Origin of the sequence: Pseudomonas brassicacearum (genome assembly GCF_003732175.1) — a bacterium.
GTDB classification, from domain to species: domain Bacteria; phylum Pseudomonadota; class Gammaproteobacteria; order Pseudomonadales; family Pseudomonadaceae; genus Aquipseudomonas; species Aquipseudomonas brassicacearum_G.
Genome location: NZ_MOBI01000006.1, coordinates 26,345 through 49,842, shown reverse-complemented (window position 1 = coordinate 49,842; position 23,498 = coordinate 26,345). Strand labels below are relative to the sequence as shown.

20 protein-coding genes are annotated in these 23,498 nt (G+C 61.1%); 4 read left to right on the top strand and 16 right to left on the bottom strand.

Annotated elements, in window-relative coordinates:
* Positions 1-43: 43 nt before the first annotated feature.
* Genes BK658_RS05610 through BK658_RS05590 form a run of 5 tightly spaced genes read right to left on the bottom strand, consistent with a single transcriptional unit; the run spans position 44 to position 5,088 of the window.
* Positions 44-1,492, bottom strand: coding sequence for an efflux transporter outer membrane subunit (locus BK658_RS05610; protein WP_123581433.1), 1,449 nt, complete (start codon positions 1,490-1,492; stop codon positions 44-46).
* Positions 1,489-2,379, bottom strand: coding sequence for an efflux RND transporter periplasmic adaptor subunit (locus BK658_RS05605; protein WP_123581432.1), 891 nt, complete (start codon positions 2,377-2,379; stop codon positions 1,489-1,491). Before BK658_RS05605 ends, BK658_RS05610 begins: the two co-directional genes overlap by 4 nt.
* A complete protein-coding gene (locus tag BK658_RS05600) occupies positions 2,376-2,585 on the bottom strand; it encodes a DUF1656 domain-containing protein (RefSeq protein ID WP_017478036.1) in 210 nt (69 codons plus the stop codon). Before BK658_RS05600 ends, BK658_RS05605 begins: the two co-directional genes overlap by 4 nt.
* Entirely contained in the window at positions 2,582-4,660 is a 2,079-nt protein-coding gene (locus BK658_RS05595; RefSeq protein ID WP_123581431.1) for an FUSC family protein, read from the bottom strand. The genes BK658_RS05600 and BK658_RS05595 overlap by 4 nt, the downstream gene beginning before the upstream one ends.
* Positions 4,657-5,088, bottom strand: coding sequence for a MarR family winged helix-turn-helix transcriptional regulator (locus BK658_RS05590; RefSeq protein WP_123581430.1), 432 nt, complete (start codon positions 5,086-5,088; stop codon positions 4,657-4,659). The genes BK658_RS05595 and BK658_RS05590 overlap by 4 nt, the downstream gene beginning before the upstream one ends.
* A gap of 349 nt (positions 5,089-5,437) precedes the next feature.
* Here BK658_RS05590 and BK658_RS05585 point away from each other — a divergent pair, with 349 nt between their 5' ends.
* Complete coding sequence (locus BK658_RS05585) at positions 5,438-5,716, top strand: CopG family ribbon-helix-helix protein (RefSeq protein WP_123581429.1); 279 nt, start codon at positions 5,438-5,440, stop codon at positions 5,714-5,716.
* Positions 5,713-5,994, top strand: coding sequence for a type II toxin-antitoxin system RelE/ParE family toxin (locus BK658_RS05580; RefSeq protein WP_123581428.1), 282 nt, complete (start codon positions 5,713-5,715; stop codon positions 5,992-5,994). Before BK658_RS05585 ends, BK658_RS05580 begins: the two co-directional genes overlap by 4 nt.
* Positions 5,995-6,033: 39 nt before the next feature.
* Here the strand turns inward: BK658_RS05580 and BK658_RS05575 are convergent, their stop codons facing one another.
* From BK658_RS05575 to BK658_RS05550, 6 genes are all read right to left on the bottom strand, one after another.
* Complete coding sequence (locus BK658_RS05575; protein WP_259740053.1) at positions 6,034-6,459, bottom strand: hypothetical protein; 426 nt, start codon at positions 6,457-6,459, stop codon at positions 6,034-6,036.
* A gap of 156 nt (positions 6,460-6,615) precedes the next feature.
* Positions 6,616-6,897, bottom strand: a complete 282-nt coding sequence (locus BK658_RS05570) for a type II toxin-antitoxin system RelE family toxin (protein ID WP_123581427.1) — start codon at positions 6,895-6,897, stop codon at positions 6,616-6,618.
* Positions 6,887-7,132 (bottom strand): type II toxin-antitoxin system prevent-host-death family antitoxin, encoded by a 246-nt coding sequence (locus BK658_RS05565; RefSeq protein WP_123581426.1) that lies wholly within the window; start codon positions 7,130-7,132, stop codon positions 6,887-6,889. Before BK658_RS05565 ends, BK658_RS05570 begins: the two co-directional genes overlap by 11 nt.
* A 139-nt stretch (positions 7,133-7,271) precedes the next feature.
* The gene (locus BK658_RS05560; protein WP_123581425.1) at positions 7,272-8,747 is read right to left on the bottom strand and encodes a Fic family protein; all 1,476 of its coding nucleotides are present in this window, start codon (positions 8,745-8,747) and stop codon (positions 7,272-7,274) included.
* Between the two features lie 99 nt (positions 8,748-8,846).
* Positions 8,847-9,092 (bottom strand): DUF2789 domain-containing protein, encoded by a 246-nt coding sequence (locus BK658_RS05555; RefSeq protein ID WP_019691148.1) that lies wholly within the window; start codon positions 9,090-9,092, stop codon positions 8,847-8,849.
* A 155-nt stretch (positions 9,093-9,247) separates the two neighbouring features.
* On the bottom strand, positions 9,248-9,709 hold the full coding sequence (locus BK658_RS05550; protein WP_123581424.1) for an aminoacyl-tRNA deacylase: 462 nt from the start codon (positions 9,707-9,709) through the stop codon (positions 9,248-9,250).
* A gap of 216 nt (positions 9,710-9,925) precedes the next feature.
* On the opposite strand from BK658_RS05550, the gene BK658_RS05545 reads away from it, so the two are divergent.
* Both BK658_RS05545 and BK658_RS05540 read left to right on the top strand, forming a co-directional pair.
* Positions 9,926-10,462 carry an NfeD family protein gene (locus BK658_RS05545; RefSeq protein WP_123581423.1) on the top strand — a complete coding sequence of 179 codons (537 nt, stop codon included), beginning with the start codon at positions 9,926-9,928 and terminating at the stop codon, positions 10,460-10,462.
* Positions 10,463-10,464: 2 nt separating this feature from the next.
* Positions 10,465-11,223: a slipin family protein gene (locus BK658_RS05540; protein ID WP_123581422.1), complete on the top strand. Its 759-nt coding sequence runs from the start codon at positions 10,465-10,467 to the stop codon at positions 11,221-11,223.
* 113 nt (positions 11,224-11,336) lie between these two features.
* Here the strand turns inward: BK658_RS05540 and BK658_RS05535 are convergent, their stop codons facing one another.
* Genes BK658_RS05535 through BK658_RS05515 form a run of 5 tightly spaced genes read right to left on the bottom strand, consistent with a single transcriptional unit; the run spans position 11,337 to position 23,451 of the window.
* Positions 11,337-12,326, bottom strand: coding sequence for a sulfotransferase family protein (locus tag BK658_RS05535; RefSeq protein ID WP_123581421.1), 990 nt, complete (start codon positions 12,324-12,326; stop codon positions 11,337-11,339).
* Entirely contained in the window at positions 12,314-13,105 is a 792-nt protein-coding gene (locus BK658_RS05530) for an aspartyl/asparaginyl beta-hydroxylase domain-containing protein (protein WP_123581532.1), read from the bottom strand. Before BK658_RS05530 ends, BK658_RS05535 begins: the two co-directional genes overlap by 13 nt.
* Entirely contained in the window at positions 13,102-13,707 is a 606-nt protein-coding gene (gene cysC, locus BK658_RS05525) for an adenylyl-sulfate kinase (RefSeq protein ID WP_123581420.1), read from the bottom strand. Before cysC ends, BK658_RS05530 begins: the two co-directional genes overlap by 4 nt.
* Positions 13,691-15,205: a TolC family protein gene (locus BK658_RS05520; protein ID WP_123581419.1), complete on the bottom strand. Its 1,515-nt coding sequence runs from the start codon at positions 15,203-15,205 to the stop codon at positions 13,691-13,693. The genes cysC and BK658_RS05520 overlap by 17 nt, the downstream gene beginning before the upstream one ends.
* Positions 15,206-15,246: 41 nt before the next feature.
* Positions 15,247-23,451 carry an Ig-like domain-containing protein gene (locus BK658_RS05515; protein ID WP_123581418.1) on the bottom strand — a complete coding sequence of 2,735 codons (8,205 nt, stop codon included), beginning with the start codon at positions 23,449-23,451 and terminating at the stop codon, positions 15,247-15,249.
* Between the last annotated feature and the right edge of the window lie 47 nt (positions 23,452-23,498).

Sequence of the window (23,498 nt, the reverse complement as noted above, 5' to 3'; positions counted from 1 at the left end):
ACCCGCCTGTGCAGACCCGACATGTAAAAGCATAGCAACGGCCTCAGGGTTTCGTTGGCTGTGAACCTTGCGTTCGTCCGCTTTCCCAACCGCCGCCCAGCGCCAGGAACAAGTCGATCTGGCTCATGGCAACCTGAGTATTGGCGGCCGCCACCTGTGCACGCACGTCGGTGTAGGTGCGGGTCGCCTGCAAATCGGCGAGAAACGACGCCCGACCCGCCTGGAAGAAGCGATGTGTCTGGTCCGCCGCCAGCTGCGCCGATTGCTCGGCATCGACCAAGGCATCGCGGCGCTGCAACAGCGCGGAATACTGCGCCAGACCGGTCTGGGTTTCGCGGATCGCGTTCAACACCACCCCGTCAAAGTGCGCCAATGCACCTTGCGTCGCCGCTTCGGCCTCACGCACACGTGCCCGGGAGCCGTTGGACGGCACTGTCCAGGTCAGCAACGGGCCGAAGCCCCAGCGATTGGTTTGCGGTTGACCGAGGTGATCGAGAATACCCACGGTGCCGACGGTCGCCCCGATGCTGATATCCGGATAAAGCGCACCGGTAGCAACGCCGATGTCCGCCGTCGCGGCCGCCAGTTGACGTTCGGCCTGACGCACATCCGGTCGCCGTTTGAGCAAGGTGGCACCGTCACCGACCGGCAACAATTGCGCAATCTTTGGCAGCTCATGACAGCTGCTGGTCCCGGCGGGTAATTGATCCACCGGTTTGGCCAACAGCATCGACAAACGGAACAGCCCGGCCTGACGGGCGGCTTCATAGCGCGGCATATCGGCGCGCAAGGATTTGAACTGGGTTTGCGAACGGGTGACCTGGGTTTCGTCGCCGCGCCCGGCATCGCGCAGCCGCTGAGTCAGCGCGGTGCTCTGGCCTTGCAGGTCCAGAGAGTGTTCGGCGATTTCACGCTCTTCGTTGGCCGCGCAGACTTGGGTATACGCACGCACGACGTCGGCGACCAGAGTGATGCGCGCAGTGTCCGCCGCGGCTTGCGTCGCATCGGCATTGGCCTTCGCCGCTTCGATGCCGCGCTGCAACGTGCCAAACAGATCGAACTGATAAGAGGTGGTGATGCCGATGTCACCGACATTGGCCACTGGAACCTTTTCCGGTATCAGAAATGCCTCGCCAGACTCCTGCAAACGCTGGGCGCCGACTTTCACGCCACCACTCCAGCCGCCTGCCGACTCGGCTTGTTCGACCTGGGCACGGGCGCGCGACAGATTGGCTGCCGCCACCCGCAAATCGGTGTTGGTGGCCATGGCCTGACGCACCAGCGCATCCAGACGCGGGTCCTGGTACAACCGCCACCAGTCGCCCGGCACCGGCGCCGACACCACGTTTTTACCGTGTGCGGTCAGATCGCCCTGAAAGTCCTCGCGGTGCACCGCCGCTTCTTTAGGCAAATGGTAATCCGGGCCAACCACCTGACAGGCCGACAGCAGCAAGCCGAGACCGGCCGTCGCTAAACAGGCGGTCGCTTTCATTGCTCTGGCTCCTGCTCAGGCTTGTCGCCGATGATCGACACGGTCGCGGTACGACCGGCAATCATGCGGAAATCTGCCGGCACGTCATCGAAGGCAATCCGCACCGGAATCCGCTGCGCCAACCGCACCCAACTGAACGCCGGGTTAACGTTGGGCAGCAGGTTCGAACCGCTGCTGCGGTCACGGTCTTCGATGCCGGCAACGATACTTTCGACATGCCCGCGCAACCGTGCACGGTCGCCGATCACGCGAATATCGACGCCTTGGCCCACATGAATGCCGTCGAGTTTGGTTTCTTCGAAATAGCCGTCGATGTGGAAGGAATTGCTGTCCACCACCGACAACACCGGACGCCCGGCGGTGACGAACTCCTGAGTACGTGGTGCGCGGTCGTTGACGTAACCGTCCACCGGGCTGCGGATTACCGAGCGGTCGAGGTTGAGCTGGGCGCTGTCCACCGACACTTGAGCCTCGGACAACGCCACTTCGGCGCGGGCCGCGCGGGACTGGCTTTCTTCCAGTTGCTCACCCGGCACCAGATTGCCCAGGCCACGGTTGCGCTTGGCTTCACGTTGCGCCTGGGCCAGGGTTTCCTGACGGTCGGCGACCGCAGCTTTGGCCTGGCGCAACGCCAGTTTGAAACGGTCCTGGTCGATGCTGAACAGCACCTGGCCGCGCTTCACCGGTTGGTTATCGCGCACTTCCACTTGCTGAATCAGCCCGGAAACGTCCGGAGCGATCTGCACGACATCCGCGCGAATGTGCCCGTCACGGGTCCACGGAGCGAACATGTAATACATCACCATGCGCCAGACCACAACGACCGCAAAGGTCACCACCAACAGGGTCAACACCACACGGCCAAGGGTCAAAATAGGTTTTTTCATGTCATCAGGTATCGACTGAGTGAGTCCACGGCGCCGAGCAGCAAGGCGTAAAGACCAACGTTGAACAATGCCCGGTGCCAGACCAGACGATAAAAGTGCAGGCGCGTCAGTAACCCGTGCACCACCAGGTACAGCACGTACGTAATGCCCATCAGCACCAGCAATGTGGGCAGGAACACCCCGCTGATGTCCAGATCACCGATCATAAAGGCGCTCCATCGATACCTTGGGGAAACGGTTCATCGGTCTCGTTGCCGATGAACTCCACGCCCGGCAACAGCGCCAGACGCAGACCGGCGAGGGCGTGCAGCAGGTGCAGGCGGGTTTCGCCGTCATCTTCCAGGCCTTGGCCATTGACGGCGCGCCGGGTGCGATCCAGAGTCATCAGCAACGGCGCCGGTGCTGGCAAACGTTCGCCAGCCTTGAGACAGGCCTTGAAGTACTCGCCGACCTCGGCCACCACCTGCTGCAGCAAGACGTTCGGCACACCCTGCACCCGTGGCGCGTACGCCAGCAAGTCCAGCAGGTTCAGCGCCACACGGACTTCGCGCAGTGCTATACCGGTGTCCTGACCGGTCATCGCCAGACGCGGCAAATGCTGCATCAGCCGATCGAGCATCTGTACACCCAAGTGCCGGTGTTCGGCGAGATTCGCCGGCTCGGTCATGCCGACGATATCGCGCCAGCTGAAACGGGTCAGGCGCTTGGCCGCCAGCTCTGAACCAAAGGGCCGCGCCACCAGGGTCCAGATAAAAGCAAACAACAAGCCGATGGGCCCGGCGAGGTTGGAGTTGGCGAAGCTCAAAAAGTCCGCGTCGTAGGCGCCCTGGATGCTGATAAACGACGAGGTGTTGACGATGGTCAGCAGCATGCCGAGGTAAAAACGCGGCTGTACGGTCAGGGTGCCGACGCAGATAAACGGCACGGCAAACGCCAGCACCAGCATCGGAAAGTCATGCAGGTTCGGCAGGATCAAAAACAGGTAGAGGCTGGCGAACAGCACCGACATCGCAGTCCAGAAAAAGAACCGGTAAATCTGCGGTGCCGGGTCGTCCATCGCGGCGAAAAAGCTGCACGCCACCGCCGCCAGAATCACCGCGCTGCCGCCGTCGGTCCAGCCGAGCAGAATCCACAGCACCGAGGCGACGATGATCGCCAGCACCGTCGATGCCGCCGAATACAGCATCAAGCCACGGTCGAGAAAAGGTGTCAGCCGACCCAGTCGCCAATGACGGTAGACCGCACGCCAGTTGTCCTGGCTTTCGCAACGAATCGCTTCCTGCAGGCTGCGCAGGTCTTGCCACAAATCGATCCATTCACCCAGGCGATACAACGCGTTGGAAAACAGCAATTGCTTGCGATCATCCAGCGCTTCGGCACTCGGTTGCAGGGCTTCAAGTTGAGCGCGCAGGGCTTGCCAGTGCTCGACCGAAGCGTCCGTGCGGTCAAGCCATTCAACGGTCGCGGCCAGCAATGGCGCGAACTTATCCACAAGTTCGGGAGTGCGGCGCTGCAAGGCATACAACGCATCGTCCAGCGCATCCACCACCGGCAGCAGGTGAATCATTCGCCCGCGCAGTTCTTTGGTGTTGCGCACGGTTTGCGGTCGCGCACCTTCGTGGGGCAACTGGCCGATCATCAATTCCAGGGAGTTGAACGTGGCAACCATCGAGGCGCGCAAGGTGCTGACTTCGTCTGGCTGCACATTACGGGTCAGGAAGCGCTGGCTGTAGGTCACCGCATCGCTGAACCACTTGCTGACCGAGTCATCGAACACCGGCGCCAGCCGCCGTGGCCAGAACATACTGCCAACCACCGCTGCGCAGACGATGCCGAGGAAGATCTCCTCGGTCCGCGCTTCTGCCACATCCCACACCGCCAACGGGTTATCCACCACCGGCAGGGCGATCAGCGGCAAGGTGTAGCCGGCAAGCATCAGCGCGTAGTTATTGGCGGTGCGCAAATGCATCGACAGAAACAGCAGGGTGCCGGTCCACAGCGCGATGACAAGCACCAGCACATACGGGCTCTGGACGAACATCGGCACAAACAGCAACGCCGCTGCCGCACCGGTAAAGGTGCCGATGGCGCGGTACAACGCCTTGGAACTGGTCGGCCCGACGAACGGGCTGGAAACGATATACACCGTGGCCATCGCCCAATACGGACGCGGCATTTGCATGAGCATGGCGATGTACAGCGCGATCATCGACGCGGCGAAGGTACGTACACCGTAAAACCAGTCGCGGGCCGGCGGTATGCCGCTAAAAAATCCGTTCACGAGGGGGTCACCGGTAACGGCTGCTCTGCCGTCTCGAACGCGCGAATCACCCGCAGCGCAGCTTCAAGATCCGCCGGATCGATGCCTTCAAGCACCACACGGCGCAAGCGCACCAACTCGGCTTCCACCGCCTGCACCAACTCACGGCCAGTATCGGTCAGGCTCAGGCACTTGGCGCGACGATCAAGGGGATCTTCAGTGCGGCAGACATACCCGGACTGGCACAACTGATCGAGCAAACGCACCAGCGACGGGCTCTCCATCCCCGCCGCCTGCGCCACTGTCACCTGCCGCACACCCTCGCCCAACCGCCCGATCATCAACAACGGGACGGCGCAGGCTTCGGAGATGCCGTAGTTGACCAGCGTGGTCTGGCAGATTTTCCGCCAATGCCGCGCGGCCACCACCATGGCACTGCTGATGTTCATCTGAAGGGCGTCGAGGGTCTGGGACACGGGAGAATTTACACAATGTTAGTTGGCTAACTATCAATATCGCACTGGAGGGGAAATTCAGTCAAGTTTCGAAACAAATTAGCGTAGCGGGCAAAACACAAAACCTGTGGCGAGGGGGCTTGCCCCCGTTCGACTGCGGAGCAGTCGTAATCCGGCAATCGCGTTCCATCTGAATACTCGCGGTGGCTGATTTCAGGGGCGCTTCGCCCGAGCGCGGTTTGAAACCATTTTTCGCCCGCTCGTCGCGGCAATATCTGGGCGGTAATGAATATGTACTGAAGACGTATATACTTTTTCAGCACTCAATCCCGGAAACCAGACCATGTCCAAACAAGCCGTTTTTACGATGAAACTTGAACCCGAACTGCGCGAACAGTTCATGGCTGAAGCAGAAGCGTCCCATCGGCCAGCGTCGCAAATTGTCCGGGAAATGATGCGTCAGTTTGTTCAAACGCAACGGGAGTCGCGTGAGTACGAGGCGTTCTTGCAACGTAAAGTCGACATTGCGCGAGTCTCCATGCGGGCAGGCGAAGGCCTGACAAACGATGAAGTAGAAGCCGAGTTTGCTGTCAGGCGTACTCAAGCAGCCAGACAAGGATGAGGGTAATCTGGACGCCAGCCGCGGCACAGGATCGTGCAGATATTTGGGATTATCTCCACTCAGTAAACCCACAAGCAGCCATCGAGATGGACAACCGGTTCAGCGAGTCGGTTTCTCGCCTCTCACGCCATCCTGAATGCGGTCCTGTAGGGACGATTTCTGGTACTCGCGAATTGATTCCTCATCAAAGTTACCGACTGGTCTATCAACTGGATCAGGGAACCGCATGGATACTCGCCTTGGTTCATACCTCTCGCCAATGGCCTCTTGAGAAATGAACATTCCCGCGCCCTGCGCGGGAACGCATTGCAGCAACCTTAGCTCGCTTGCGCAGCCTGTGCAGCCAAGCGGTGTTGCAGCTCTTCCATCAAATCCAGCCCATCGCGCAATGACACATATGCGGCATTGATCAGCCGATAGAAGTCTTTGTCGTTGAGATCGCGAAGGGTGATCGAGGTGAGGGTTTCCAGCAGATCGGTGCCGATGCGGATTCGGCTACAGGCAGTTTCGTGGAGAAAATGGGTCGGTGCGAGGATGTTGTAGGCCAAAACGCAGACGGGGGTTGGGTTGGTTGTCAGTGGACGATATGGGTGCATTTGAAGTACCTCGTAGATAGTTTTTGAAACCACCCCATCCGTCGCCAAACGAATAAGGGTGGCAACTGCACGCAGGTTGGCGAACCGGTTATCTACGAAACCGGCAGACCCGAAGGTCTCCCGCGTACAGCCGCCATAGAACAGCATGCCGTCACCAAAAGGTGAAAGCACGAGGTCTGGGCGCTATTAACGCTTCGTAGATAAATAGGATCGCCAAATCCTGTCACCGATGTGCGGCGACGTGTCGAACTATAGGGGGGCATTTCGGGGGGCGCAACCGAGCAAAACTGCTACGGACTTTTCCTAGCGTTTTTTAGCCCGTTCGTACACGGCACTGCGTTCGCGCTTGCCGACAGCCACCACAGAGACGACCACGCGCTCGTCAATCACCTGGTAAACCAACCGGTATCCCGAAGCTTTCAGTTTGATTTTGTAGCAATCAGGCATCCCGTGCAGGGCGTCCGACTGAATCCGGGGCAATTGGAGTCGCTCAACCAGTTTCTTCTTGAACTGATCACGCAGGGTATGTCCCAGTTTGTCCCACTCTTTGAGCGCGGAAGGCAGGAATTCGAGTTTATAGGTCATCCAGACTGACCGGGACCGGGGTTTCATGGCTTCGAGCGCGAACAAGCTCGGCAAGTTCAAGATCGTCCAAACGCTCCATCATGGACTCGAACACCTCGGCCGGTACCATGTAGCCCATTACCCGGTTGTGATTAAGCACTGCGACTGGCCCACCGTGGGCACCGTTCAGTACCGCAGACGGGTTTTTCTTCAGTTCGGAGACGCTGACGGCCATGTCGGCCAGAACATTTTGCATAATTAAGACCTCAATTCAGGTCGTTATTCTGGTCTACAGACTCCCTATGGGCAACCCCCCAGAAAAAACTGACAGATACAGTTTTCCTTCAGATTTTTTTACTTTTCCCCCAGATTTTTCCTCGAGCTTTCCGGCCCTTTCACACATCGCCCAGCAGTCGCCCCGCCTCACCCTCAATAAAATCAAACACCTCCTCCGGCACGCTGTACTGGAACTGCTTGCGTCGATGCTTTGAAACCTTGCCCTCGTTGTCCAGGCACATCATCACCAGCTTCGACAGGTCGCAGCCGCGTACGTCGTAACGTTGGTTCACGGCTTTGACGATGCGGTCATAGCGGTCGAGGAATTCGGTTTCTTCGCGCAGTTCGACTTCGAGGGCGCGGCGGGCCATTTGCAGGGTAAATTCGACGCAGCGGGTGGCGTCCCAGAAGCGGTAGATCGAGGGATGGCCAATGAACTCGAAAGCCATTTGGTCGGCGTCCAGCCAGGTGACATTCCAGAAGTCGCGGGCCGGTTGCGAGAAGTCCTTAAGGGCGGCTAGATAGCTAGACTCTTCGTGTTTCATGGCCACGGACACCGGCAGCAGCAGGCCATTTTCCAGAGCGCCGGAATGACACAGGGTCTGGTGGATCAGAAAGCGTGACAGTCGGCCATTACCGTCCATGAACGGATGGAGAAAGACGAAACCAAACGCGGTCACGGCAGCCGCCACCAGCGGATCGACCTTTTGCGAAGACTGATTGGCGAAGGTCATCAACTCGCTCATCAACTCACGGCACAGGCCCGGTTCAGGCGGGACATAGCTGACCCCGGCAGCACCACGTAGGCCGTTATGCAGATGGTTTTGTTCGTGGCGAAACAAGGCGGCTTTGTCGAACGGATTGGAGACCGTGCTGTTCTGTAATTCCACCAAGTACTCTTCGCTCAGCTCGCGACCATCATGGGCCTGGCGCAGCAATTGAACGAAGCGCCGGGACTTTTCATCGCTGGGTTCTTCCCTCTCGATGGCAAAGGAGTCACGGGTTTCGTGGAAATACGCCCAGTTGATGGCTCGGTCCATCATCTCTGCCGGTAACGTTGCGATGAAGGTTTTGGCGCGGCCGAGGATGTCGAGGCCGAGCAAGGCTTCAAGCTCGGAAGTCCGCTCAACAGTGGCGCAGTAGCGAAGGGAGCCGAGGCCGTTAAACTCAATGCGCCAGCGTGTGTTTCTAACAGCAGGGCCAGTGATATACCGCGCCGGATCAAACAGCGGTGAAAATCGGCTATTCACTGATGCTTCGTAGTCGAGTCGCCGGTGGGTTAAACCTTCCCAGAGATAGCAGGCTTTTCGAACGAATACACCGTTCGGGGCCTTGGCTAATTCCTGGAGCAGCTCTTCAGCAGGCACAGACTCAAGTGCTTGGGCCAGAATGCCGAGATTGATACCTTCGTGTTTGAGCGCAAAAAAAATGTGCTCAAGGGTCGAGTTGCTTGCAGGTGCCACTGACTGTGGAACGGCCAGGCAATCTCCAATCATGGATACGCGGGTGACGGGTTTGACCATCGCCACACGCGTAGGCGCAATGGCTTTGAGTCTTAAGGCATCGTGCAGGTAGGCGTATCCAACCAAGAGCATCGTGCGAGTCCACAGAAAAAGTTCAGAAATCCGATTAAAGCCCAGATTTTTTCATCGCTCATCAGTTTTTTGCACGATTTGCCATTTCTCCTAAGATTTTTACACCCCCCGCCCCTTCCTCAGCAGCACATCCAGTTGATCCACCACCTCCGCCCAATCGGAATCGTCGAGGATGTCCTCGCGCAGGAAATCCGCCTGGCTCTTGGTCCAGAAGAAGGCGTCGGCCAGGTGCAGCTCGGGTTTGAGCGGTGAGTGGGTGGCGATGAATTTGTCGATGCTTTCGGCATCGTCGGGCAGGCCGAGTTGTTTGAACAGGTTGGGGAGACTGTGGGTAGGTGATTCCATGGGTTGGCTCCTGGGTTTCAGAGGGGATGGTCGGGGACTGCTGCGCAGTCCATCGCGGGCAAGCCACGCTCCCACACACGGCGGTTCCTGTGGGAGCCGGGGGGACGCCTAGTTCTTGCCCGCGATGGCGGCGGTGCATTCACCGCCAATAATGGCTACTGACTCAACTCGCAGACTTCGGCATGAGGCACCATTTTCAGGTACTGGTCCATGCTCAAGTGCACGAGGTTGTTGTGGTTGCCGGCTTCGACGTAGATCTCTTTCTGACGGGTCAGCAACGGGTCGATGACCATGTCCAGGCCATAGGATTCACCCAGGGCCGGAACGGCGCCGCGTTCACAGTCGTTGAACAGATGGGCCAGGGTGCTTTCGCGGGTGACTTGCCATTCACCGCTGCCGCGCACTTTGGTCAGGTCCAGATGCCGGCTGGCCGGCAACACGGCCATCAGGTAGTGGCCGTGGTGGTCGTCGAGGATCACCGATTTCGCCACGCGCTCAGCAGGAATGCCCGCCACCCGGGCGGTTTCCAGGCTGCTGGCCGAATGCGGGTGAGTCACTACATCAAATTCGCAGTGCGCCTCTTCCAGACTGCGCTGCACGGTTCTTGCCATACGCATGATGCACCTCGGTGTCCGTCGCAAGGCGGGCGGACAATGATTAAACAGGTTGGCGTCTCCTTTGAAGTCTAGGCCCGCTATCGGACTGCGATGAGAAATCTGCCCACTGGAAGCGTCAGCTATCGCTGATCAAAATTCGTTCAATCCAAGGCTCAACTAGACTAAAGGCAGGGCCGCTGTGTGGCTCGCGGACGGATGACTCTCCTGGAGGGTCAAGTGAACACTCGCTGGTGGTGTGTGGTTGCGCTGTTGTTGGGTTTGAGCGGATCGGCTTTCGCGACAGATACGGTTGTGGTGGTCGTCCCCAACCCGCTCGGCGTCTGGCTGATGATGGTAGGTATCGCGCTTCTCGTGGCAGAGGTGGTGGTGCCCAATTACGGTGTGGTCGGGCTGGGCGGTATCTCGATGTTCGTGATCGGCGCGGTGATGGTGAGCAACGCCGATGTCCCTGCGCCACTGATCATCGGTCTTGGACTGATCAGCGCCCTGCTGTTGATCGCCCTGCTAATCCACGCCCTGAAAACCCGACCGCGCCACATTGTCAGTGGCGATGCCGGACTGCTCGGCAGCGTCACGCAGGTGACTGCGTTGCAGGGCCACAACACGCACAAGGGCTGGGTGCATTTGCAAGGTGAACGCTGGCAGGTGCACTGCAAGACACCCCTGCATTCCGGGCAACGGGTGCGAGTGGTGGCGCGCAAGGGAACGCTGCTGGAAGTGGCCGTGGCTGACGCGGCGCCGCAAGGAGAATGATCATGGGTCTACAACTGGGTTTTGCCGCGCTGTTGGTGCTGCTGATTGCACTGGCAGGGTCGACCTTCCGCATCCTGCGCGAATACGAGCGTGGGGTGGTGTTCCAGCTTGGACGCTTCTGGCAGGTCAAGGGCCCGGGGCTTATCCTGTTGATTCCGGTGGTCCAGCAAATGGTTCGGGTCGATCTGCGGACCGTGGTGCTCGACGTACCGCCGCAAGACGTGATCACCCGCGACAACGTCTCGGTGAAGGTCAACGCGGTGCTGTACTTCCGTGTGCTCGACCCGCAAAAAGCGATCATCCAGGTCGAAGACTTCCTCATGGCCACCAGCCAACTGGCACAAACCACCTTGCGGGCGGTGCTCGGTAAACATGAACTCGATGAGTTGCTGGCCGAACGCGAACGCTTGAACTTCGACGTCCAGCAGGTGCTGGACGCACAAACGGATGCCTGGGGGATCAAGGTCGCCAACGTCGAGATCAAACACGTCGACCTCAATGAGTCGATGATCCGCGCCATTGCCAAACAGGCCGAAGCCGAACGCGAACGGCGGGCGAAGGTGATCCACGCCGAAGGTGAGTTGCAGGCCTCGGAAAAACTCATGCAAGCCGCTGAAATGCTCGGTCGCCAGCCAGGCGCCATGCAACTGCGCTATATGCAGACGCTGAGTTCGATCGCCGGCGACAAGAGCTCGACCATTGTCTTTCCGTTGCCGATCGAATTGCTCAAGGGCATGGCGGATCTGTCGTCGAAGAGTTGAGCTGTTGATTCACCTGTGGCGAGGGAGCTTGCTCCCGTCGGCCGATCCGCGTTCGGGCGAAGCCGTCGTCATTCAGCCATTGCGGTGCGCCTGACAAAATACCGTTGTCAGGCTTAGGGCCGCTCCGCGGCCCAGCGGGAGCAAGCTCCCTCGCCACAAGAAGCGCTTCGCCATTGCTCCAATGCTTCGTAAGGCCCGTGCACCCAACACTCAACGCGTTCTCTGAGCAGCGGCGAGGCCTCTCGTTGCTTGCCTTCGCTGTCGGCCACAAACGTTTCGACCGGTTGCTTGGCGTGCTGGTTTACGGCGCTGAACACCAGCGTCTGCTGCTCGGTATTCAGCGCAAAAAAAGCGGCCAAACGGCCCTCCATGGCGCCCGGCAACTCACGGTAATTGACCGCCAACCCGGAAAATTCGCGGCAATGTTCAACGCCCAATTGCAGCAGTTCGCCCAAGCGCCGAGCGATGAAGTCTTCTCGCCCCTCGAACGCAGCCCCATCATCCAACGCACTGGCGCCGATCAGCCCCGGCACCATGTGCAGGCCCGGACGACGCAGGTGGGACACAGCGATTTCCAGCGGATCGCGGTAGACAAACAGCCAGGGCGTTTCAGGAAAACACTCGCGCAATCGCTTCAACTCACCGATGTTCCAGGCGTCCAGTTTGATCACCAACCGTTGTTCCACACCTCGGCGCGGTTGGCCGTAGGCCGAGAGCAAACCGCGAATCGCCGCGTTGCGTTCTGCGGGCGGCAGTGCGCTGCGCAGCAAAGCATCCAGTGGAGGCGGTTCGGAAATGACGATGTGGTTGTCGAGTTGCGCCAGCATCTGGCAGATCAGCGTCGATCCACAGCGTGAGGCGTGAAAAATGAATGCGCTTGGCGCCAGCCCTGGGCTGATCGTCTGCCAATCACTCAGCCTGCTCAGCGGCGTTTGACGGCGGAAGGCCTGGTTGAATGGCAGGCGCAGTGCTTCGTCCACCGCGTCGCGGAAAAACGGCTGACGCAGGGGGTTATCACCGAACCAGCACCAATCGACCCGCCACTCCCCGGCCTGCTGCCAGACGCGAATCGGCAACCAGCCGTCGAGGTTCAGGTGCTCCATTTTTCGTTCCATTGGCGGCGGCCATTGCGCATCGCCGCACGCAGCTCTTCACGGGAGAACGCCAGGCCCTGCTCGGCGGCCAACTTCAAGGTGGCGGCGATAAAGGCTTCGCTGTTGGTCACGCCCTGCAAGACTTTGCAGAGCTGCGGATCGTTTTCCAGCAGCCACCGAAACTGTTCCAGCGCTTGCGCCGCATGACCAACACCCGGCACAGGCGTGGTTGACGCACCATCGATAATCGCCTGCTCCAACCAAGGACTGGGCCTGCAATCAATCACCAGATGCACCCGCTCGCAGCGGTCGCGATTGTCGACGCTGTGGGGCCGCGACAAGTCGAGAAACCAGCACTCGCCAGCCTCCATCGGCATACGTAAACCGTCGAGCAGAAAGTCGACGTCAGGCGGGCTTAGCAACGGAATGTGCAGTCGCAGATCGGCCTCTGGCCCTTCAAGGTCGTAGTCGCGGTGCTCGTGAATGCGACTGCCGGGCCCCAGCTTCAGCAGTCTTGCCGAGACAATGTCCAACGGCAATGCCTGCAATGCATGCTGCCAGCGACCATCGAGCAGCCAAGGCGCTCGTGGCACCGCTTCCCCACGGCCGGGTGACAGTTCCGTCAGCGCGTCGACCGCACTGACAAGCGCCACGCCGCTCCAGTCGCCGCTGTAATAATCGCGGTTGAAATGGCTGTGCCAGTCACTGTCCTTGATCTGCGCCAACGCCTGTAACAGCAACGGCAAATGCACTGTCACCGACAGTCGGGAAAACGCCGGTCGACTCATCGCTTCGGTAGCACCGCGCATTCGCCGAGCCAGGTCAGCAAGCGGTCGAGGCAGGCGTCCACCGACAGCACGCCGGTGTCGAGCACCAATGCCGCCGACGCGGGTGGCTCGTAAGGTGCGGAGATACCGGTAAAGCCCGGCAGTTCACCGCTGCGCGCACGGGCGTAATGACCTTTCGGATCACGCTGTTCGCAAACGCTGAGCGAAGCACTGCACCAGACTTCGCGATAGTCCTCACCCAAGCGCCGGGCGAAGACTTCTCGCAGTTCAACCAGCGGCGCAATCATCGCCAGAATCACGATTTGCCCGTTTTCCACCAGCAGTGCTGCAACCTCGCTGGCGCGACGGATGTTTTCCTGGCGATCTTTGTCGGCAAACCCAAGGTCGCGATTAAGCCCGACCCGCAGTCCATCACCATCGAGCACCAGGCTTTGCACGCCGCGCTCGAACAATGCGGCGTGCAGCGCCTGGGCCAGGGTCGACTTGCCTGCCGCCGGTAAACCGGTCAGCAGGATCGCCGCTCCGCGATGGCCGTGGCGGTCTTCGCGTTGCGCCCGGCTGATGCTGGCCGTGGGCGCCAGCAGATTAGTGGGTCTGGACATGGGCTGGCGGCACGGTGATGTTGCCGGCGGCCCACGCGTCCTCGCGGCTGGCCAGCTCAGTGGCGATCGACTGCACCTGGGTCGATTGCACCTGATCCGGCAGCGGGTCGAGCCCGGCGCTGGCGAAGATCTGCCCGTAAGCGTTACGCAAGTCGGCGTACGACAGGTCGCGACGCAGGTCGGCTTGCAGGGTATTCAGTTCGCCCTGGATCAGCTCCAGTTCGCCGATGCCCGCGGCCTGATGGCGATTACGCAACTGGCCAAGAATCTGCCCGTCGATGTCCGACAGCTGCTGGTTGGTCTGGAACTGGCGCAGCGCTTCGCGGTAGTTGGCGTTGGCCACGTAGAGCTGCGCCAGCACCGCGATCGACATCGCCTGACGGCGCGCCTTGGCCACTTCTTCACCGGCCTTGGCGACGTCGATGGCCGCCGGAGCGGAAATCACGTTGAACAGGTTCCAGGTGATTTTTACCCCGTAGTCGGCCCACTTGTCGTTGACCAGAAACGAGTTGCTGTCGTAGTGCCCGCCAGCCGAAAGTTCCAGCCCCGGCAACAGCCGTAGCATGGCTTTGCGGGTTTCGGCGGTGCTGATGCGCGTCTGATAATCCTGCTCGCGCAGTTCCGGACGGCTGGCCAGGGCCTCCTGTTCAAGGCTGGCCATGCCGACCTTCAGCTCCGGAATCGGATAATCCTCTGGTGTCGCCAACGTCAACTCGGTGCCCATCGGCAGGTTGATCAGGGTTGCCAGTTCGGTTTTCGCCAACGACAGTGCCCGCCGCTGTTCTTCAAGCTGGCGCGTGGCTTCGATCAGCGAACGCTGGTACCCCAAGGCCTGCACCGGGTCGCCGATGCGCTGCTCGCTCATGCTCTGGCTGTTGTCGCGCGCGGCATCGACCCGCGCCATCAGACTATCGATCTGCTTGAGCAGACGTTCAGCAGCCACTGCCCGCCAATACGCCGAGCGCACGTCCTGAACGATGGTGTTGATGACCTTACGCCGGCGTTCCTGAACGATCAGCCGTTGATCACCTTGCTGCTTGGCGTTGATGTAGCTGACGCCGAAGTCGAGGACGTTCCACACCATGGTCAGGTCGGCGACTCTGCGATCGCGGTCCTGGGAGGTCGAAGGTTCGAGGGACTGGGTGCCGGTGCGAACGCTCTGGCTGCTGGCGGCGCTGGTGTTGTTGCGCCCTACATAACCGGCGTCCAGAGCCATGCGCGGCAGCATGTCGAAGCTGGCGAGGTCGAGTTGGCGCTTGGCCAACGCCTCTTCCATGATTTTCAACCGGCCTTCGAGGTTGTATTTCACTGCGCGGGCCATGGCTTGATGCAGCGTCAGTGGGCCGCTAAGGGGTTCCTGATCCTTGTACATGCTCGCCAAATCGCTTCTGGCGCGCTGCTCGCTGACGCTGCGTTCAATCGGCTCACTGGTCACCGCACATCCGCTGATTGCCAGCGCCAGCAGGCTGGCGCCGAATAGTTTCTGACTTCTTTTCATCCTTGGACCGCCCCTAGTACCGCATCAATTCAGGTTTTTATTCAGGCCTGCATTTCGCTGACGCCGACCTGTTGCAACGCCGCAGCCAATGCCTGGATCTGCTGCTTCTCCGTATTTTCAAGTTGTTGAAGTTGTTCACCCAAGGTCAGTGCGCCATAGACACCGTGCAGGCCCTGGGAAACATCACCGCCACGCTGGATCGATCTGTCGCCGAACGTGTTCAGCGAACTGTCGCCACTGCTCGATTCATGACTGAACAGGCTCGACAGCGTGCTGCTGCCAAACACCCCGCCATCACCCCCGCCAAACCCCAGGAAGCCGTGAGCGGAACCATTCCCGGCGCTGTCGCTGCTAGTGAACACCTGAGCGATATAGCTGGGGCTCAGTGCGCCGCGATTGATGAAAATATCCCCCAGTGGGCGAATGCCATCGCCCAACACCCGCTGTTCGAATAGCGGTGCAAAAGTCAGCGGTGAGCCGAGATTTCCGGTCGGCGGCGTGAAGACAATCGGCTGCAACGGCGCGTTCGGAGTGCTTTGCGGCGGTGCCGGGTCGCTGATCCGGAACTGCGGATCGCCGACCGAGACCACCGCTGGCACAGCGGGCACGGTGTTGATGACGAAGTTGTTGGAGATCGCGACCCCAGTGCCCGCGTTCCCGGCGCGGTCAGTCACATTGCTGCTGTCCAGCCCGATGAAATTGGTTGCATCGTTGATATTGGCCGTTGGGGTCAGCGTAGCCGTCCAGGTCTTGCCACCGTTGTTGCTGCTCAGGTTGGTGAGGGTGCCATTGGCCACGCTGATGTCGGACAAATCGAAATGCTTCACTGCCTCGCTGAAGGTGAAGGTCACCTGCGAGGTCTGGCCAACGCCCAGGTTCGGGTTGGCGATGACGATGGTCGCCGTGGGACGATCACTGTCCAGGGCGTAGTTGTTGGAGATGGCCAGTCCCGCCCCGGCATTGCCTGCCTTGTCGGTCACGTTACTGTTGTCGAGCACAATCAGATTGGTGGGATCGGTCACATTCGCCGTCGGCGTGAACGTCGCGGTCCAGGTCTTGCCACCGTCACTGCTGGCCAGATTGGACAGCGTGCCGTTGGTCACGCTCAGATCGGACAGGTCGAAACCGGTCACCGCTTCACTGAAGGTGATGGTCACCCCCGAAGTCTGACCGATGCCCAGCAGCGGTTTGGCAACGACGATGGTCCCGGTAGGCCGGTCGGCATCGAGCACGTAATTGTTGGACAGGCTTACGGTGCTGCCCGCGTTACCGGCGCTGTCCTGCACATTGGCGGTGTCGAGCACGATCTGGTTGGTGGCATCGTTGACCGCGGCGGTCGGCGTCAGGGTCGCCGTCCAGGTCTTGCCGCCGTCGCTGCTCAGCAAATTGGACAATGTGCCATTGGCCACGCTGAGGTCGGACAGATCGAAACCACTGACCGCTTCACTGAAGGTGATGGTCACCTGCGAGGTCTGGCCAATGCCCAGCAGCGGATTGGCCACCACGATGCTTGCGGTTGGACGTTGCGTGTCGATCGCGTAGTTGTTCGAATCAGTGGTGCCTGTACCGACGTTGCCAGAACCGTTCTGCACGCCGGTGTTGTCCAGAGTGATCAGGTTGGTCGCGTCGGTGATGCTGGCGCTCGGGGTAAAGGTCGCGGTCCAGGTCACGCCGCCATCGCTGCTGCTGACCGCCGTCAGCGTGCCGTTGGCGATGGTCAGGTCGGCGTTGGTGAAACCGGTTACCGCCTCGGAGAAGGTGATGGTCACCAGCGAGGTATCGCCAATCTTCAGCGCGTTGTCGGCCACCACGATGGTCGCGGTCGGACGCTGTGTGTCGATGGTGAAGTTGCCCGAGTCGGTGGTGCCGCTGCCCGCATTGCCGGCCAGGTCAGCCACGCCGGTGTTGGTCAGGGTGATCAGGTTGGTCGTGTCTTTTATGCCCGAGGTCGGGGTGAAGGTGGCGGTCCAGGTTACACCGCCATCGCTGCTGCTGACGTTGGTCAGGGTGCCGTTGGGCACGCTCAGGTCGCTGTTGTCGAACCCGGTCACCGCTTCGGAGAAGGTGATGGTCACCAGCGAAGATTCACCGGCGGTCAGCGTCGGGTCGGCCAGCACGATGGTCGCGGTCGGACGCTGGGTATCGATGCTGAAGTTGTTGGAGTCGGTGCTACCGGCCCCGGTGTTGCCGGACAGGTCCACCACGCCGGTGTTGTCCAGAGTGATCAGGTTAGTGGTGTCGGTGATGCTGGCGCTCGGGGTAAAGGTTGCCGTACAGGTGATACCACCGTCGCTGCTGCTCACGGCGGTCAAGGTGCCGTTGGCAATCGTCAAATCGGCGTTGGTGAAGCCGGTCACCGCCTCAGAGAAGGTGATGGTCACCAGCGAGGTTTGGCCGATTCCCAGCGCGGTGTCCGTCACCACGATGGTCGCCGTCGGACGCTGGGTGTCGATGGCATAGTTGTTCGAGTCGGTGGTGCCCGCCCCCACGTTGCCGGAGCCGTTCTGCACGCCGGTATTGTCCAGGGTGATCAGGTTGGTGGCGTCAGTAATGGCGCTGGTCGGCGTAAAGGTCGCCGTCCAGGTCACGCCGCCATCGCCGCTGCTCACGGCGGTCAGCGTGCCGTTGGCGATGGTCAGCTCGGCGTTGGTGAAACCACTCACCGCCTCGCTGAAGGTGATGGTCACCAGCGAGGTTTCACCGATATTCAAGGCGTTGTCGGCCACCACGACAGTCGCCGTTGGACGCACGGTGTCGATGGTGAAATTACCGGAGTCGGTGGTGCCGCTACCGGCGTTACCGGCCAGGTCGGCCACGCCGGTGTTGGCCAGGGTGATCAGGTTGGTCGTGTCTTTTATGCCCGAAGTCGGGGTGAAGGTGGCCGTCCAGGTGATGCCGCCATCGCTGGAACTGACGCTGGTCAGGGTGCCGTTGGGCACGCTCAGGTCACTGTTGTCGAAACCGGTCACTGCCTCGGAGAAGGTGATGGTCACCAGCGACGTCTGCCCGGCTGCCAGCGTTGGCGAAGCGACCACGATAGTCGCGGTCGGGCGCTGACTGTCGATAGCGTATGTATTGGAATCGGTGGTCGCGGTACCGGCGTTGCCGGACAGATCGGCAATCCCGGTGTTGTCCAGCGTGATCACGTTGCCGCTGTGGGTGACGCCGTTCACCGGCGTCAGTGTGGCGGTCCAGGTCACGCCGCCATCGCTGCTGCTCACCGCACTCAGCGTACCGTTGTCGATCGTCAGATCGGCGTTGGTAAAACCGGTCACCGCCTCAGAGAAGGTGATGGTCACCAACGAGGTTTGACCGATCCCCAGCGCGGTGTCCGTCACCACAATGGTGGCGGTCGGGCGAACGGTGTCGATGGCGTAGTTGTTCGAGTCGGTGGTGCCGCTGCCGACGTTACCGGAACCGTTCTGCACGCCGGTATTGTCCAGGGTGATCAGGTTGGTCGCGTCGGTGGTGCTGGCGCTCGGGGTAAAGGTCGCGGTCCAGGTGATGCCGCCATCGCTGCTGCTGACCACGGTCAGCGTGCCGTTGGCGATGGTCAGGTCAGCGTTGGTGAATCCGGTTACCGCTTCGGAGAAGGTGATGGTCACCAGCGAGGTTTCACCGATATTCAAGGCGTTGTCAGCGACCACGATGGTCGCGGTCGGCCGTACGGTGTCGATGGTGAAGTTACCGGAATCGGTGGTGCCGCTACCGGCGTTACCGGCCAGGTCAGCCACGCCGGTGTTGGCCAGGGTGATCAGGTTGGTCGTGTCTTTTATGCCCGAAGTCGGGGTGAAGGTGGCCGTCCAGGTGATGCCGCCATCACTGCTGCTCACGGCGGTCAGCGTGCCGTTGGGAATCGTCAGGTCGGCGTTGGTGAAACCGGTCACCGCCTCGGAGAAGGTGATGGTCACCAGCGAGGTTTCCCCAGCTGCCAGTGTCGGGTCGGCCAGCACAATCGTGGTGGTCGGACGCTGGGTGTCGATGGCGAAGTTGTTCGAATCGGTGCTGCCGCTGCCCGCATTACCGGCCAGATCGGCGATCCCGGTGTTGTCCAGGGTGATCAGGTTGGTCGCGTCGGTGGTGCTGGCGCTTGGGGTAAAGGTCGCGGTCCAGGTAATGCCGCCATCACTGCTGCTGACCGCGGTCAGCGTGCCGTTGGCAATCGTCAGGTCGGCATTGGTGAAGCCGGTCACCGCCTCGGAAAAGGTGATGGTCACCAGCGAGGTATCACCGATTTTCAAGACGTTGTCCGCGACCACGACAGTCGCGGTCGGGCGCACGGTGTCGATGGCGTAGTTGTTCGAGTCGGTGGTGCCGCTGCCGACGTTACCGGAACCGTGTTGCACGCCGGTATTGTCCAGGGTGATCAGGTTGGTGGCGTCAGTAATGGCGCTGGTCGGGGTAAAGGTCGCCGTCCAGGTCACGCCACCATCGCTGCTGCTGACCGCGGTCAGCGTGCCATTGGCAATCGTCAGGTCGGCGTTGGTGAAACCAGTCACCGCCTCGCTGAAGATGATGGTCACCAGTGAGGTTTCGCCAATCTTCAGCGCGTTGTCGGCCACCACGATGGTCGCCGTTGGACGCACGGTATCGATGGTGAAGTTGCCGGAATCGGTGGTTCCACTACCGGCATTACCGGCCAGGTCGGCCACGCCGGTGTTGGCCAGGGTGATCAGGTTGGTCGTGTCGTGAATGCCCGCCGTCGGGGTGAAGGTGGCGGTCCAGGTGATGCCGCCATCGCTGCTGCTGACTGCGCTCAGTGTGCCGTTGGGAATCGTCAGGTCGGCGTTGGTGAAACCGCTCACCGCCTCGGAGAAGGTGATGGTCACCAGCGAGGTGTCGCCGATTTTCAAGGCGTTGTCCGCGACCACGATGGTCGCGGTCGGGCGCACGGTGTCGATGGCATAGTTGTTCGAATCGCTGCTGCCGCTGCCCGCATTACCGGCCAGATCGGCGATCCCGGTGTTGTCCAGGGTGATCAGGTTGGTCGCGTCGGTGGTGCTGGCGCTTGGGGTAAAGGTCGCGGTCCAGGTAATGCCGCCATCGCTGCTGCTGACCGCGGTCAGCGTACCGTTGGCAATCGTCAAATCGGCGTTGGTGAAGCCGGTCACCGCCTCGGAAAAAGTGATGGTCACCAGCGAGGTGTCGCCGATTTTCAAGGCGTTGTCTGCCACCACGACGGTCGCCGTCGGCCGAACAGTGTCGATAGCGTAGTTGTTTGAGTTGGACGTGCCCAGGCCGATGTTGCCCACCGAGTTTTGCACGCCGGTATTGTCCAAAGTGATCAGGTTGGTCGCGTCGGTAATGGCGTTGGTCGGGGTAAAGGTCGCCGTCCAGGTCACGCCGCCATCGCTGCTGCTGACCGCGGTCAGCGTGCCATTGGCAATCGTCAGGTCGGCGTTGGTGAAACCGGTCACCGCCTCACTGAAGGTGATGGTCACCAGCGAGGTTTCACCGATACTCAAGGCGTTGTCGGCCACCACAATGGTCGCGGTCGGGTGCGCGGTGTTAATCACGTAGTTGCCGGAATCGGTAGTACCGCTGCCAGCATTGCCCGCCAGGTCATTGACCCCCGTGTTGGTCAGGGTGATCAGGTTGGTGGCATCCGATACCCCGTCGGTCGGGGTGAAAGTTGCGGTCCAGGTGATCCCGCCGTCGCTGCTGCTCACCGCGCTCAAGGTGCCATTGGCGATGCTCAGGTCGGCGTTGGTGAATCCGCTCACCGCCTCGGAGAAGGTAATGGTCACCAACGATGTCTCACCGGCCGTGAGGGTACTGTCAGCCACCACGATGGTCGCGGTCGGGCGCACGGTGTCGATGGCATAGTTGTTCGAATCGGTGCTGCCGGTGCCCGCATTACCGGCCAGATCGGCGATCCCGGTGTTGTCCAGGGTGATCAGGTTGGTGGTGTCGGTGATGCTCGCGGTCGGGGTGAAAGTCCCGGTCCAGGTGATGCCGCCGTCGCTGCTGCTCACCGCGCTCAGGGTGCCGTTGGAAACAGTCAGGTCGGCGTTGCTGAAACCTGTCACCGCTTCGCTGAACGTAATGGTCACTGTGGATCCGCCGATGTTCACTGTGCTACTGGCGACCACAACGGTCGCCGTTGGCCGCACGGTGTCGACGGCGTAATTATTGGACGAAGTGGTGCCGACCCCGACACCGCCCAGCGACACGGTCTGGACGCCGGTGTTGTCCAGGATGATGTGGTTGGTGCTGCCCGTGACGCTTGAACTCGGGGTAAAGGTCGACGTCCAGGTGACCCCGCCATCGCTGCTGCTCACTGCGCTCAGGGTACCGTTGGCCACGGTCAGGTCGGCGTTGGTGAAACCGCTGACGGCCTCGGAGAACGTGAAGGTGACCAGTGAGGTTTCGCCGATTGTCAGCGAGGTGTCCGCCACCACGATGGTCGCATTGGCCGGCGGCGCATACGCGGTATTCAGGACGCCACCGTCGTTGTAAATCGTCGCTACCGCCGTCGGGCTGGTGCCTGTCGTGCCACCGCCCAGTGCCGCACCACCGGCACCGCTGCCGGCTGCGTTGCCGGCAATGGCCGCGAAGTTGGCCGCGGTGATCAGCAAGGTGCCTTTGTTCCAGATTGCACCGACCCCCCTGCCGCCAATCCCGCCGTTGCTGGCGTTGCTGCCGTAACCACCACCGCCACCACCGCCGCCGCCGGCACCGATGTTGTTGGTGATGTGCGACGTCCCGATGATGGTCATGGTACCGGTCGAGGCGTTGTAGACCCCGCCCGCCGCGTTGCCACCCGCGCCGCCGACCTTGTCCCAACCAGCGCCGCCACCGCCGCCACCGATGGAAATCGTGCCGTTGGTGGCCGTCGAGCCATTACCGCCGTTGCTGTAATAGGCAACCCCGATACCGCCCGAACCACCGGTGCTGGTGCCGCCGCGACCGCCCATGTGAACGGCGTCGTAACCGCCGCCGTAGCCGCCCACGCCGCCACCGCCCGCCTGACCGCCCAAGGTGCCGGTGCCCGGTCCGGCCGTACCGCCGTGGCCGCCGCCCTGGCCGCCCAACCCGCCGCCGCCACCACCGCCACCGCCATAAAACGCCCCGGTAACACCGCCGCCACCACCGCCGCCCGAGGCCGCGTTAGAAGTCACGCTGACGTTTTTCAGAGTCAGGAGCCCGGCGTTGAAAATCCCGCCGCCCATGGACCCGGTCGCGCCATTGCCACCATTGCCACCCGTACCCGAAACCAGGCCTCGGGTGATTACCAAGCCGTCGAGGGTGACGGTGCTGCCCGAGGCGATCTCGATCACCCGGGTCTTGTACTGACCGTCCAGGGTCACATCCGCCACGCCATCGTGGTTCAGGTCACCCTCGATGGTGATGTTCTTGCTGACCTGCAACTCGGAGGTGAGCTGCACCGTCATGCTGGTGTTGAAGGTGACGATATCGCCGTTCTGCGCCGAGGCAATCGCGGCGCGCAACGAACCCACGCCCGTGTTGCTATTGTTGCTGGCGGTCCAGGTCGCCAGGCCCCATTGGTACTCGCTCATGGCGGTTTTAGACAGCACGTTGGCGCTTTCGATATTCCCTGTGGCGACTTCCAGATCCCAGTCGCCGCCCACGCCGGTGCGGTTGTTCGAGGCGGCGATATCACGGCCGGTCAACTGCGCCAGCGAGTCGACAAAACTCAAGCCACTCGTACCTTCGGCGGTGTAGCAGGCGTAGATCAGAATATCGCCGCCGACGTTCATGTCCTTGCCGATTTCAGCCAGCACCGCGCTGCGGGACGCAACATTGTCGGCCGACAGGTAGCTGTCACCCAGCCACAGGTCACCGGCGTTGCCGTGGGCGATGATCTGCACCGAGCTGATGCCCTGATGCTGACCGAGGTAATCGGCGATCTGCTGCAAGCCGTCCTTGCTCGCATCGAGCTGGACCACCTGGGTGCCAGGGGCCACGCCTTTGAGCAGGCTGTCAGAGTCTTTGACCCGGGCGTCGACGAACACCACGCTCTGCCCTGGAACGGCGGTGGGGGCTGGCGCCACCGGTGCCGCATTGTCGGCCTGGGCATGGGTGTCCTTGCTCGCGGCCGGGTGATCGGTGACCGGTGCCTTAGCGGCGTCTGCGGTGGTGTGGCTGTCAGCCTGAGCGGTATCGGCCACCGTGGCCGCCACCGCGCCGTCGAACAGCATTCGCGGTTCCAGGGACATGATCAATGGCGATGCCAGGACGCGTGCGCCCTCCGTGATCCGCGACTTGCCTTTGCTCCACCACATGTTGCTCACCCAGACTCGAACGTTCATACCACGCAAATGAAAACGCC